Origin of the sequence: Flavobacterium sp., assembly GCF_035456225.1 — a bacterium.
Taxonomy (GTDB): Bacteria; Bacteroidota; Bacteroidia; order Flavobacteriales; family Flavobacteriaceae; genus Flavobacterium.
On sequence record NZ_DATIDM010000067.1, the window covers coordinates 1 to 12,540 of the forward strand.

Genomic DNA, 12,540 nt, shown 5'->3' on the forward strand with positions numbered 1-12,540 from the left:
ATCAAAAAGCGGTTGCCGATTTTTTTGAAGCCGAAAAGCCGGAGTATGTGTTTCTTGCAGCCGCTAAAGTAGGCGGAATTGTTGCAAATAATACATACAGGGCAGATTTTATCTACGAAAACATGATGATTCAAAATAATGTGATTCATCAGAGTTTTGAAAATGGAGTGAAAAAGCTGATGTTCTTGGGGTCGTCTTGTATTTATCCAAAATTGGCGCCGCAACCTTTAAAAGAAGATTACCTGTTGACAGGTTTGCTGGAAGAAACCAATGAACCTTACGCCATAGCTAAAATTGCCGGAATAAAAATGTGTGATGCCTACCGTGATCAGTACGGTTGCAATTTTATCTCGGTGATGCCTACAAATTTGTACGGTTTAAATGATAATTACGATTTAAATAATTCCCATGTATTGCCCGCCTTATTGCGTAAATTTCACGAGGCAAAGCACAGCAATGCATCTGAAGTGACCGTTTGGGGAACAGGAACTCCATTAAGAGAGTTTCTTCATGCCACGGATATGGCGGATGCCTGCGTTTTTCTGATGCAGCATTACAATGAAAAAGGATTTGTAAACATTGGATCCGGAAAAGAAATCAGTATCCGTGATTTAGCGTTTTTGGTGAAAGATATTGTTGGTTTTGAGGGCGAAATTATATTTGATACTACAAAACCGGATGGAACACCGAGAAAATTAATGGATGTAAACAAGCTGAACGATTTGGGCTGGAAGTATTCGATCGAATTAAAAGACGGTATCGAAGCTGTTTACGAGGAAAAATTTTTGAGCTAAATGACAAAAATATCAGTAATATCAGTTAATTATAACGATAAAGCCGGTTTGGAGAAAACACTTAAGAGTGTAACGTCTCAAACCCTTAAGGATTTTGAATATATTGTTATTGACGGTGGAAGCAACGACGGAAGTAAAGAACTTATTGAAAGTTACGCCGATAAAATTGACCATTGGGTAAGCGAACCGGACAAAGGGGTTTACAGCGCAATGAACAAAGGGATAAATGCGGCCAGTGGAGAGTTTGTACTCTTTATGAATGGCGGCGATTTGTTTTACGACACTCAAGTACTTGAAAATGTCGAGAAAATGCTGGTGCCGGAATATGATATTTATTACGGCGATAATTATAAGGTGAAAGACAGCGCAAAGCGTAAGAAAACCTATCCTGAACAATTGTCGTTCTCTTTTTTCTATACCAGTTCGTTAAATCATCAGTCTACTTTCATAAGAAGAAAGTTGTTTTTTGACCATTTCTTATACAAAGAGAATTATAAAATTGTAGCCGATTGGGATTTTTTCATCTATACTATCTGTAAACAAAATGTTCCGTATAAATATTTGAACTGCACCATCAGCGAATATGATTTTACAGGTATTTCTTCGTCTGAAAAAAGCAGAAATACCATAATTCAGGAAAAAGAAGCTACTATGAAAATGTACTTTCCGTTGTTTGTGCAAGACTATAAGGAGGTAGCCGAACTGAATTCAAAACGTGTACAACAGGTGTTTCATATCAAGAATTTTCCGGTTGCCTGGAAAATTTTAAAAAGTACCATCAGTGTCCTGTTACTGTTTATTCCAAAAATGAAAAAATGAAAAAAATACAAGTAGGGTTTTTATTATCGTATGATTACGAATTGCTCAAGAAATCAATCCCTCCGGTTTATGATCAGGCGGATACTATTTTTTTGGCCGTAGATAAGGAATACAGAACATGGTCCGGGAATAAATTCTCAATTCCGGATGATTTTTTTGATTGGCTTAAAGCATTCGATGTTGATAAGAAAATCGAAATTTACGCCGATGATTTTTACGTACCGGAGCTGAATGCCATCCAGAACGACACTCGCGAGCGTCACATGCTTGGAAATAAAATGGGCCTCGGAAACTGGCTGGTTCAAATCGATTCCGATGAGATTTTTATCGATTTTAAATCATTTGTGACCAATCTCAGGAAGTACGATTCCTATTTGAAAAACCCGGCTCAAAACCCGATTCAGTTTGCTGCTTTTCATGTCAACGTTTATAAATATCTTCCGGAAGGTATTTTGTATATCGATAAGCCTTCCAAATTTTTGGTGGCAACTAATTATCCCAACTATAAATACGCTAAAAATACCAAATCGAGAATAGTATATTTCAATTCGTTAGTCTTGCATGAAGGATTGGCTCGTACAGAGGAAGATCTGAAAGTGAAATTAGCAAACTGGGGCCACAAACATGAAATAAACGATACGTTTTTGGATAAATGGAAAATGGCCAACGCACAAAATTATAAGGACCTGAAAGATGTCTTTTATCTTGATGCCGATACATGGCCTTCGGTTGGTTTTTTCCCGTCCAACGATCTTTTTGAGATCAAGAAAATAGTCGAGAAAGATGAAACATTAACAATTCCTGCAACTAAATTGTTTTTCAGGAATTTTGGTCAATGGTTTAAGCATTTGTTCAAAAAGAAAAAACCCGTTTTCGAATCTTATTTCGATTTATAATATGAAGCAAAAGACAGCTTTATTAATTTCGACTTACAACTGGCCGGCAGCACTTAATGTTGTGCTTAAAAGCGCCATGTCACAATCCGTTATGCCGGATGAAATTCTTATTGCTGACGATGGTTCGAAGGAAGAAACAAAGGATCTGATAGCGTCCTATCAGCAAAAAAGCCCGGTGCCCATCAAACATTTTTGGCAGGAAGATTTAGGTTTCCGAAAATCGAGAATCTTAAACCAGGCCGTGGCAGGAACCGATGTTGATTATATTATTCAGGTCGATGGCGACTGCATCATGCACGAAAAGTTCGTGGAAGATCATATAAAAGCACGGGTAAAAGAGGCTTATTTATATGGGGCCCGTGTTAATATTCTTCCGGACGCTGTGAACGAGGTATTGGAAAAAGAAATGGTTTCTTTTGGCTATTTTTCAAAGGAAATCAAGAATAAATCCAGAGCGCTTCATATTCCTTTTTTGGCTTCTTTTTATAAGGTTCGTCAATCTTATTCCGATAAATTCAGAGGATGTAATGTTTCTTTCTGGAGAAAAGATTTTATCGAAATCAATGGTTATAATGAGGATTATGAAGGCTGGGGCAGAGAAGATTCCGATTTGGTTATCAGAATGGGTAATAAAGGAGTAAAAGCTAAAAGACTTCGTTATGCCGGTATCGTTTTTCATATTCATCATAAAATCAATTCGAGAGCCAATTTTGAAAAAAATGATGAAATGCAAAACGAAGTTATTGCCAATAAAATAGTTTGGATAAATAACGGGGTCGATAAATACCTTAAATGAACTATTCCAGTTTTCGGTACATCATCCACAATTGCAGGTACCTTTTGAAAACGGAAAAGGCATGTACATAAGCTAAAACGAAACCTTCCTTACCGTCTAAAATTCCTAAACGATAGAAATACTGCCAGACAAAACGGTACTTCGGTCGTATGAAAAAGTGGTATGCGTTAGGTTTTTTGTTTTTCAGATAAAGAGTTTCTGCCTGAAGTTTGCTGTACAAATTGAGTTTATTGTTGTAATTGTCCAGGCTTTTGTAGCTAAAGTGATTGACCCTTTCTTTTAGAAGACCGACCTTACCGTTGGCAGCAACAGCTTCATGAACAAGATTACCGTTATACTGACAATGATTTTTGTTGAAAACCCTGATTGCCTTATCAGATTGCCATCCGCCATACTTAATATGTTTTCCCATAAAATGGAAATTTCGTTTGGCATAATAGGCTACGTAGTCGGATTCTGAACTTGTCGCGGAAATAATTTCGTTTTCCAGTTTCGGGGTGACAATTTCATCCAAATCAAAAAATACAATCCAGTCGTTTTTTGCCTGACTGATAGCGAAATTACGCTGATTGGAAAAATCATCAAAATCCCTTTGAATAACAGTTACACCAAGACTTTTTGCAATGTCAACCGTTTTGTCCGTACTGTTGGAGTCGACAAAAATAATTTCATCAGCAAAAGACAAACTTTCAACGTATTGTTTTACATTTTCTTCTTCGTTTAAAGTAATTGCTAATGCCGTTATTTTTGGTTTCAAATTATTTAGGGTTGTATTTTTGGTGTATATAGAGGCAAATGTAATAATTTTACAATTATTTACTAATATAAAATAACGAAATGACACGATTACCGATTTTAATGTACCATAACGTTTCCGAGGATAAAAAAAATGGTAAAGGACTTACCATTGCCGCTGAAAAATTAGAGGGTCAATTTCGTTATTTAAAGGAGAAAAAATACGCGTCGTATCATTTGTCAGAATTGGAAACCAAAAGCCAATTGCCCAGAAAAAGTATTGTAATTACCTTTGATGATGTAACAGAGAACCAATTGTTATACGCGGTGCCCTTATTGAAGAAGTACAATCTGAAAGCAACATTTTTCGTTCCTTTTGCTTATGTCGGTAAAACTGACATCTGGAATGATGGTAACGAGAAAATCATGAATTTCGAACAATTAAGGAATCTTCCCGAAGTCATCGAGTTAGGCCTGCATTCTTTTGCGCATAAAAAATATGACTCCCTTTCAGAATCGGAAATTAATGCCGATTTCGAAAAATGTTTCAAATCTATTGAGGGACACAACCTTAAAGTGTACAGCGCCGTGGCTTATCCGTACGGCAATTATCCTAAACGCGAACCGGCAAAGACAAAATTTATATCGGTTTTACGACATAATGAAATTAAAATGGGATTGAGGATAGGTAATAAAATCAACAGATTCCCGTTTAAAAATCCGTTTGAAATTATGCGGATTGACGTAAAAGGCGAAGATAGCCTGCTGAAATTCAAACTGAAACTGCGCTTCGGGAAACTGAAATTATTTTAGGCCTTTCTGGATCAGGAGCATTTTTGCATAACGTGAAAAAACACCATAAGCATTAACGCTTGCCAATGCCAACCCCGGAACTCCGTCCATAAATCCTCTTTTTAAAATATAGGAAGAGAAAAAGCGGTATAAAGGCTTGAAGAATAAGTGGAAATAAGTCACTTTTTTTCTTTTTTGAATCGAAGTATTCGCCTGAAACCAAGCGTAAGAGTCTTTTTTCTGAAGTAAATGAAACAAGCCTTTGTAAGTATAATGGATCATGAAATTTTTCAATTGCCCTATACTGCCCGGAACATGTAGTTTTTCGTGTACGTCACCTGTAAAATGAATGTTATTGTTTTTTACCAATCGCACCACGCGATCCACTTTATGGTACAAAAAACGATTCATGTAGAAATGAGGGAAATTGATTTTATAACCACTGTGTTTCCCCGAAGCCATCACTTCAAGGATTTCGAGTTTAAGTTTTGGTGTAACACGTTCGTCGCCGTCAATAAAAAGTACCCAATCTCCGGTCGCTTCTTTAATAGCATGGTTTTTTTGATTGGAGAAGTTGTCAAACTTTCGTTCTAAAACAGTACAACCCAAGGATAATGCTTTCTCTTTGGTTCCATCCGTACTGAAAGAGTCGATAACAATAATCTGATCGGCAAAATACACTGATTTCACCGCATCTTCAATATAATCAATCTCGTTGTAAGTAGGGATAATAACCGAAAGTGTGCTCATTATTTGTTATTGGAGCAACAAATTTAGCAAAATTAGGTTACCTTTGCGCAATCATGCGAAAGAATGTTTCAGTAATTTTAACGGGCTCCGCTTCTTTAGAGAATCTTGAAAAAGTCTTGCTGGGCTACAATGCTCAAAACTATCGTAATTTCGAGGTTTTGTTGATGTTGAATGCATCAGATAACGATAAATTGAAGTTGCCTGACACACTTTTGAAGGAGCTTTTTTTTCCTATTTCGAAGATTGTAATCGCTTCTGCAATTCTTACCCCGGAACTATTTTCCAAAACGTCAACCGAGTATTTCCTGTTTGCCGGTTTATCGGCAATTCCACGTTATGATTTTGTGGAACAGCATATGAAATACCGAGAAGAAGGTTATTTTTTAAGTGGATCAACGATTCCCGTAAAAGAAACGGTATCACGGCATATTGTCAGAGAAACCCTGGACAGCGGAGTTTGTTTTGACCCGAAATGGCTTAAGCAGCACAACAGTAAATCACAATTTTCAAATTTATTCCGATTTTCGGAGGGATTGCAAGCTACTTTATGGAATAGGATTTTGTGTGGCAATACAACCTTTCATTTTGATAATGCATCGGCATGGAGAAATGACCTGGAAAGTATTTCGGTTAAATCCGGGACAGACAAGGACATTACCAAATTATTGGTGGAATTGGGTTGCAAGCCGAAACAGATAAAGTTTTCAACGGTATTGTTGGAGACAGAGGCAGTAAGTGAGCCTTGATTTATAAAATGATTATTTTTTGAATTGAAATTTGATAAAAAATGAAGATATCCGTAATTGTCAGTACATATAATGCCGAAGAATGGCTTGAAAAGGTACTTATTGGTTATAGTGTTCAGACCTATAAGGATTTTGAACTAATCATAGCCGATGACGGTTCCAGAGCATCAACCAAAGAGTTGATTGACCGATATGCTTCTAATTATCCCGTTCCTGTTCGCCATTTATGGCATGAGGATTTGGGATATCGCCGTCAGGAAATTCTAAACGTAGCCATAGTCGAGGCTGCTAACGAATATATCATTATGACTGATGGTGACTGTATTCCGAGAAAAGATTTTGTAGAGGTTCATGCCAAGTATGCTGAAAAAGGGAAGTTTTTATCAGGAGGATATTGTAAATTAACAATGAAAACCAGCAAGCATATTTCAAAAGATGATATTGTCAGCGGAAAATGTTTCGATGTAAAATGGCTTAAAGCTATTGATACTCTGGATTTTTCGAATATTCTTAAATTGGGAGCAAACCAGTTTTTAGGTTTTGTTTTGGATACCATTTCGCCGACTACACCGTCGTTTAATAACTGTAATTCTTCAGGATTCAGAGATGATATGATTGCAATTAATGGTTACGATGAACGAATGAAATATGGTGGTCCTGACCGTGAATTCGGGGAGCGTTTGGAAAATTTTGGTGTAAAAGGAAAGCAAATTCGTCATAAAGCCGTAGTTTTACATTTGGATCATGCAAGAGGGTATAAGACACCCGAGTCGTTAGCAGCGAATCTTGCCATTCGAAAAGAAGTGAGACAGAAAAAAATCAAGTGGACCCCATTTGGAATCCAGAAAAACGATAAGCAATAGATGAGAATCTTAGTTACCGGAGCGGCTGGTTTTATCGCATCGCATTTGTGTGAAAAATTGAAATCCCTAGGACATGATGTTGTGGGGATTGATAATTTTAACGATTATTATGATGTGAAACTGAAAGAAATGAATGCAGCCGATTTGCAAAAGCAAGGCATTAGTATTTTCAGAAAGAACCTCAATGAAGATTTAAGTGACGTATTCAAAACGCCGTATGATTATATTTTTCATTTAGCGGCGCAACCGGGTATTTCAGCAGATACCTCACTTCAGGAATATGTTGATAACAATATTTATGCGACGCAAAACCTGTTGGAAGCCGTATTGGAACACAATGCTGACTTAAAATCCTTTGTAAATATTGCCACTTCATCCGTTTATGGAATTGAAGCTACTGTAGACGAAACAGAACCTGCAAAACCCGTATCTTTTTACGGTGTAACTAAATTGGCAGGAGAGCAACTGGTTTTGGGTTTACAGCGCACCGGAAAACTCAATGCTTGTTCGGTACGTTTGTATTCGGTTTACGGACCACGCGAACGTCCGGAAAAATTATACACTAAATTGATTGAAAATCTGCATTATGATAAGCCATTTCCCCTTTTTGAAGGCAGCATAAAACACGAAAGAAGTTTTACGTATGTCGGAGATATAGTGAGTGGTTTGGCTGGCATTATCGGCAAAGAAGATAAGGTTAATGGGGAAATCATCAATTTAGGAACAGACGAAGTAAATACAACTCAAGAAGGTATTAACGCAGTAGAAGCCATCATGCGAAAATCGCTGATTATCGATCATAAACCACCTCGAAAAGGCGACCAGCAACGCACCGCTGCGGTTATAGATAAGGCAAGAACATTGCTGGGTTATGAACCCAAAACCACACTTAAAGAAGGTTTGCAAAAACAGGTGGATTGGTACCTTGAAAAGTTTACGAAATAAAAAAGAGGCTGTTTTTTTAGACAGCCTCTTTTTTTATAGATTGTTTTTCAGAAAAACGTCCAATTGGGAAAGAATAATATCCGGGGAAAGCTGTAAATACAATTCCCTTGGATCCTCTTCTATTTTTTTGCGTTCTTCATAAGTGAAATTATCATATAAATCCGGTTTTACATCCAACAGGTGGATGGAATGATGAAATTTGCCATCCTCAAAACTTGCCCAATGCAATTTATTCACATACGGCGAAAAAATTGTAAATGTTGGTTTATTCAAAGCTTTAGCAATGTGAACCGTACCTCCCTCATTAGCAACCAATGCATCACACTGATTCATCAATTTTACAAAATCACGGATAGAAGGAGCATAGATATCAAGAATAATGTTCGATTTGTGTTTGCACATCTCATAAATTTTCAAGGCATCCGATTTTTGATGTGGCGAGTAATTAAACAAAATGTAAACATCATAATGAGAAGCAATGAAATCCACCATTTCAGCTACATATTCATAGGGCATTGATTTTTGTGGCGTACTGCCTAAAACTCCTAAAACAATTACTTTTTTGTCCTTGTATTTCCCCAGCCAGTCTTCTTTTTTTTCTGATTCAGAAAGAAATAGTTTTGGCGCATAATCAATAGGTTCAAAATCACCGGCATATTCTAAAAGATGTACACGGTCTTCAATAGCTTTTCCACAAAATTTATCGGAGGACTTAAGGCCTTCTGTCGGATGAGTATAATAGCCCCAATTTCCGAATTTCTTCCGACTTTTGTGTCCGATGGTTTGTCTGGCGCCGGAAAATTTGCAAATCAGACGGCTTTGGGTTTTGGAATACGGATCGAAAATAATATCGTATTTCTCTTTTCGGATTTGACGAATCAGTTTAAGAAGATTGGGAATTTCTTTCAGTTCCTTTTCGTTAATGGAAATCACCTTGTCGATATTCGGATTTTCCTGTAAAACCCCCAATGTAAAATCATACGCCATGAAATGCACTTCGCTGTCAGGAAATTTTCGTTTGAAATTATTGGCAATAACCGAGGCAATCAAAACATCTCCGATTCGCTTGTTTTGTATGATTAAAACTTTCTTCATAAAACTAATTCTTGGTGCAAAGTACTATTTTTTATACTTTTAAACCAAAATTATTTTACCTCAGTGAAAATTATCATCCATCCGAAATATACAACCCAAAAAAGCGCTGTACTGCAATTGGTTCTGGCTTTTTTTGACCAGGGAGACCTTATTGTGAAAGGTGCCCGTAATACCATCAAATCAAATGTGTTGGGTGAAAAAAAGGTAAATATCAAATACTTCAAGAAGCCCGGCTTTATTAAATCGATTATTTATTCTTTTTTTAGGAGTACAAAGGCCAAACGTTCGTATGATTATGCCAATTATCTGATGGAGCACGGTATTTCGACGCCTTTCCCGATAGCCTATCTTGAAAAAAGAAACGGATTGGGTTTAATCGGAGACAGTTATTATGTAAGCCAACAAATCGATTATGATTTTACCATCCGGGAACTGATCCACGATCCGTTATTTCCCGAACGAAATATAATATTGGAACAGTTTGCCGAGTTCACGTTCAAGATGCACGAGGCTAATGTGAATTTCCTCGACCATTCACCGGGTAATACTTTGATTGTAAAAAAAGGAGCAGGTAAATACGATTTCTATCTGATCGATCTTAACCGAATGAAATTCGAATCCATGTCAATCGAAGCCCGAATGGACAATTTCAAGAAGATGTGGCTCTCCAAAACCATGGTAAGGGTTATCGCGAAAAGATATGCCGAATTAACCAATCAATCAGAAGAAAAACTACACGCCATCCTTCTGGAAAAAACATTGGATTTCAAGCGGAAAATCACCAAAAAGAAATGGTTAAAACGAAAACTGAAAAGATAACAGATAAAAAAATCCGGAATATTTCCGGATTTTTTTATCTGTAAACTGCGACTGTCAACTGAAACTGTCAACTGAAACTGTCAACTGAAACTGTCAACTGCGACTGTCAACTGCGACTGTCAACTGCGACTGTAAACTGTAAACTGTAAACTGTAAACTGTAAACTGCGACTGTAAACTGAAACTGTCAACTGCGACTGTCAACTGCGACTGTCAACTGCGACTGCTTAAACCGCTACATCATATTCACGCAAAGCATTGTTCAGCGATGTTTTCAAATCCGTAGAAGGTTTACGTTTTCCGATGATCAATGCGCAAGGAACCTGATATTCACCAGCAGCAAATTTCTTAGTATAACTTCCCGGGATTACAACCGAACGTGCCGGAACGATTCCTTTCATTTCCACAGGCTCATCACCGGTAACGTCGATGATTTTAGTAGAGGCCGTCAAACAAACGTTCGCTCCTAAAACCGCTTCCGTTTCCACGCGAACGCCTTCCACCACGATACAACGCGAACCGATGAACGCACCGTCTTCAATGATTACCGGAGCTGCCTGTAACGGTTCCAATACACCACCGATACCAACACCACCGCTCAAGTGTACGTTTTTACCAATCTGAGCACAGCTTCCCACGGTTGCCCATGTGTCTACCATCGTACCTTCGTCTACATAAGCTCCGATGTTCACATAACTCGGCATTAAAATCACTCCGCTTGAAATGTAAGAACCATAACGGGCAACAGCATTAGGAACCACACGGATACCTTTTTCAGCATAATTACGCTTTAAAAGCATTTTGTCGTGGTATTCGAAAATTCCAGCTTCCCAAGTTTCCATTTTCTGTATAGGGAAGTACATTACTACCGCTTTCTTTACCCATTCATTCACCTGCCATCCGCCTTCAACAGGTTCTGCAACGCGCAATTTCCCTGAATCCAACAGTTCGATAACTTCTCTGATAGCTTTCTGTGTGCTTTCTTCCTGTAATAAAGCTCTGTTTTCCCAAGCTTGTTCTATGATAGTCTGTAAAGTACTCATATTGAAATAAATTTTTGACAAAGATACGAGGTTTGACGAAAAGTAGGAAATCAATGTCCTAAAGTCACAAGGCAAATACCGAATGTTAAATTTTAAACCAGAGTCCGGAAACAGAACACTGATTAAACGAATTATACAGATTTGCACAGATTTTTATAAAAAGGATGATCTGCGTAAATCTGTAGATTCTGCGTGTAATTTATTTATGGAGATGAATTCGTTGGTTTGAAAGAAACAGTTTTTTAGAACACCGATTAAACGGATTTTACAGATTTGCACGGATTTTTATAAGAAGTATGATCTGTGCAAATCTGCGAATTTCTGTGTATTCTGTGTGCAAATTATTTACCGTGATGAATTCTTTGGTCTAAATGAAACATTTTTGGATTTTTTGGAGCAACCCGAGCGATAGCGAATTGGCGAAGCAATGGCTTGGGTTTTATTTGTTATCCTTGTTCCCGCTTTCCGTTCCAAATGAAATTCACTGAACACAAAAATCCAATAATACTTTGTGAAGTAATCTGTCATTACGAGCTTGCGTGGCAATCTCACAATGTCAGGATTTCCACTACAATCGGGGCTAGGGAGGAAACCTTTTGCCTTTTTGTAATCTTTCATCGTGGTTCCGAACCTGAATAACATGGTTCCGAACCTGAATAACATGGTTCCGAACCTGAATAACATGGTTCCGAACCTGAATAACATGGTTCCGAACCTGAATAACATGGTTCTTAACCTGAATAACATGGTTCCGAACCTGAATAACATGGTTCTTAACCTGAATAACATGGTTCTGAACCTGAATAACATGGTTCCGAACCTGAATAACATGGTTCCGAACCTGAAAAACATGGTTCCGAACCTGAATAACATGGTTCCGAACCTGAATAATGAGGTTCAGAACCAGGATAATGTGGTTCTAAACCTGAATAATGAGGTTCCCAACCTGAATAATGAGGTTCCCAACCAGGATAATGCGGTTCGAAACCAGGATAATGTAGTTCAGGACGTGGTTAATGGGGTTTGAAACCTAATATAAGCTTAAAAAACTATGTTTCTATGTGGTTAATAAATATCGTACCTTGTAGCAAAAAGGACCATCATGAAAGATTATTTTTCAGAAATCTCTACCGGTTATTCCCAATTCCGTCCCCGTTATCCGGAGGAGATGCTTCAGGAAGTCGTTTCTCTTGTAAAAGATAAAAACACCGCCTTGGATGTGGCGACGGGCAACGGGCAGGTAGCATCAAGGCTTTCGGAGTTTTTTCAAACCGTTTACGGTACCGATATCAGTGAAAATCAGCTGAAACAGGCGCCTGAAATTCAGAATGTCATCTACAAAAAAATGCCTGCGGAACAAACCGATTTCACAGCCGCTCAATTTGATTTAATCACGGTAGCACAGGCCATCCACTGGTTCGATTTCGACGCTTTTTATAAAGAGGTCT

Annotated in this window: 15 protein-coding genes; 11 read left to right on the plus strand and 4 right to left on the minus strand. The window is 37.8% G+C overall.

All coding sequences use genetic code 11. The features are described 5' to 3' along the window. The 4 genes from VLB74_RS03885 to VLB74_RS03900 form a co-directional block, all read left to right on the plus strand. Positions 1–794, plus strand: a 794-nt coding sequence (locus tag VLB74_RS03885; RefSeq protein ID WP_325202149.1) for a GDP-L-fucose synthase family protein, incomplete at its 5' end; no start/stop codon positions are given. Beyond that, positions 795–1,613, plus strand: coding sequence for a glycosyltransferase family 2 protein (locus tag VLB74_RS03890; protein ID WP_325202150.1), 819 nt, complete (start codon positions 795–797; stop codon positions 1,611–1,613). It begins immediately after the preceding gene. Further along, entirely contained in the window at positions 1,610–2,509 is a 900-nt protein-coding gene (locus VLB74_RS03895; protein ID WP_325202151.1) for a hypothetical protein, read from the plus strand. The genes VLB74_RS03890 and VLB74_RS03895 overlap by 4 nt, the downstream gene beginning before the upstream one ends. Before the next feature lies 1 nt (position 2,510). Further along, entirely contained in the window at positions 2,511–3,305 is a 795-nt protein-coding gene (locus VLB74_RS03900; RefSeq protein ID WP_325202152.1) for a glycosyltransferase family 2 protein, read from the plus strand. Between the two features lies 1 nt (position 3,306). On the opposite strand, the gene VLB74_RS03905 is transcribed toward VLB74_RS03900, so the two are convergent. After that, on the minus strand, positions 3,307–4,062 hold the full coding sequence (locus VLB74_RS03905; protein WP_325202153.1) for a glycosyltransferase family 2 protein: 756 nt from the start codon (positions 4,060–4,062) through the stop codon (positions 3,307–3,309). An 80-nt stretch (positions 4,063–4,142) separates the two neighbouring features. On the opposite strand from VLB74_RS03905, the gene VLB74_RS03910 reads away from it, so the two are divergent. Beyond that, positions 4,143–4,853, plus strand: a complete 711-nt coding sequence (locus VLB74_RS03910; protein WP_325202154.1) for a polysaccharide deacetylase family protein — start codon at positions 4,143–4,145, stop codon at positions 4,851–4,853. Here VLB74_RS03910 and VLB74_RS03915 read toward each other — a convergent pair. Continuing rightward, positions 4,845–5,582, minus strand: coding sequence for a glycosyltransferase family 2 protein (locus VLB74_RS03915; protein WP_325202155.1), 738 nt, complete (start codon positions 5,580–5,582; stop codon positions 4,845–4,847). The two genes, VLB74_RS03910 and VLB74_RS03915, sit on opposite strands and share 9 nt — an antisense overlap. A 53-nt stretch (positions 5,583–5,635) precedes the next feature. On the opposite strand from VLB74_RS03915, the gene VLB74_RS03920 reads away from it, so the two are divergent. The 3 genes from VLB74_RS03920 to VLB74_RS03930 are packed head-to-tail and all read left to right on the plus strand — an operon-like array spanning position 5,636 to position 8,136. Further along, on the plus strand, positions 5,636–6,328 hold the full coding sequence (locus tag VLB74_RS03920) for a glycosyltransferase family protein (protein WP_325202156.1): 693 nt from the start codon (positions 5,636–5,638) through the stop codon (positions 6,326–6,328). A 41-nt stretch (positions 6,329–6,369) separates the two neighbouring features. After that, positions 6,370–7,191, plus strand: coding sequence for a glycosyltransferase family 2 protein (locus VLB74_RS03925; protein WP_325202157.1), 822 nt, complete (start codon positions 6,370–6,372; stop codon positions 7,189–7,191). Continuing rightward, positions 7,192–8,136 (plus strand): NAD-dependent epimerase/dehydratase family protein, encoded by a 945-nt coding sequence (locus VLB74_RS03930; RefSeq protein WP_325202158.1) that lies wholly within the window; start codon positions 7,192–7,194, stop codon positions 8,134–8,136. Between the two features lie 33 nt (positions 8,137–8,169). Here VLB74_RS03930 and VLB74_RS03935 read toward each other — a convergent pair whose 3' ends face one another. Then, on the minus strand, positions 8,170–9,231 hold the full coding sequence (locus tag VLB74_RS03935; RefSeq protein ID WP_325202159.1) for a glycosyltransferase family 9 protein: 1,062 nt from the start codon (positions 9,229–9,231) through the stop codon (positions 8,170–8,172). Between the two features lie 63 nt (positions 9,232–9,294). Between VLB74_RS03935 and VLB74_RS03940 the strand changes: the two genes are divergently transcribed. Beyond that, entirely contained in the window at positions 9,295–10,050 is a 756-nt protein-coding gene (locus VLB74_RS03940; RefSeq protein WP_325202160.1) for a lipopolysaccharide kinase InaA family protein, read from the plus strand. 226 nt (positions 10,051–10,276) lie between these two features. Here VLB74_RS03940 and VLB74_RS03945 read toward each other — a convergent pair whose 3' ends face one another. Then, a complete protein-coding gene (locus VLB74_RS03945; RefSeq protein ID WP_325202161.1) occupies positions 10,277–11,092 on the minus strand; it encodes a 2,3,4,5-tetrahydropyridine-2,6-dicarboxylate N-succinyltransferase in 816 nt (271 codons plus the stop codon). 619 nt (positions 11,093–11,711) lie between these two features. On the opposite strand from VLB74_RS03945, the gene VLB74_RS03950 reads away from it, so the two are divergent. Both VLB74_RS03950 and VLB74_RS03955 read left to right on the plus strand, forming a co-directional pair. Continuing rightward, entirely contained in the window at positions 11,712–12,119 is a 408-nt protein-coding gene (locus VLB74_RS03950) for a hypothetical protein (protein ID WP_325202162.1), read from the plus strand. Between the two features lie 75 nt (positions 12,120–12,194). Then, positions 12,195–12,540: class I SAM-dependent methyltransferase (locus tag VLB74_RS03955; protein ID WP_325202163.1), on the plus strand; the 346-nt coding region annotated here is incomplete at its 3' end.

Coding starts and splice junctions, on each gene's coding strand:
- VLB74_RS03935 (WP_325202159.1), bottom strand. CDS start 9,231: ATGAAGAAAGTTTTAATCATACAAAACAAGCGAATCGGAGATGTTTTG.
- VLB74_RS03900 (WP_325202152.1), top strand. CDS start 2,511: ATGAAGCAAAAGACAGCTTTATTAATTTCGACTTACAACTGGCCGGCA.
- VLB74_RS03945 (WP_325202161.1), bottom strand. CDS start 11,092: ATGAGTACTTTACAGACTATCATAGAACAAGCTTGGGAAAACAGAGCT.
- VLB74_RS03895 (WP_325202151.1), top strand. CDS start 1,610: ATGAAAAAAATACAAGTAGGGTTTTTATTATCGTATGATTACGAATTG.
- VLB74_RS03930 (WP_325202158.1), top strand. CDS start 7,192: ATGAGAATCTTAGTTACCGGAGCGGCTGGTTTTATCGCATCGCATTTG.
- VLB74_RS03915 (WP_325202155.1), bottom strand. CDS start 5,582: ATGAGCACACTTTCGGTTATTATCCCTACTTACAACGAGATTGATTAT.
- VLB74_RS03920 (WP_325202156.1), top strand. CDS start 5,636: ATGCGAAAGAATGTTTCAGTAATTTTAACGGGCTCCGCTTCTTTAGAG.
- VLB74_RS03890 (WP_325202150.1), top strand. CDS start 795: ATGACAAAAATATCAGTAATATCAGTTAATTATAACGATAAAGCCGGT.
- VLB74_RS03925 (WP_325202157.1), top strand. CDS start 6,370: ATGAAGATATCCGTAATTGTCAGTACATATAATGCCGAAGAATGGCTT.
- VLB74_RS03910 (WP_325202154.1), top strand. CDS start 4,143: ATGACACGATTACCGATTTTAATGTACCATAACGTTTCCGAGGATAAA.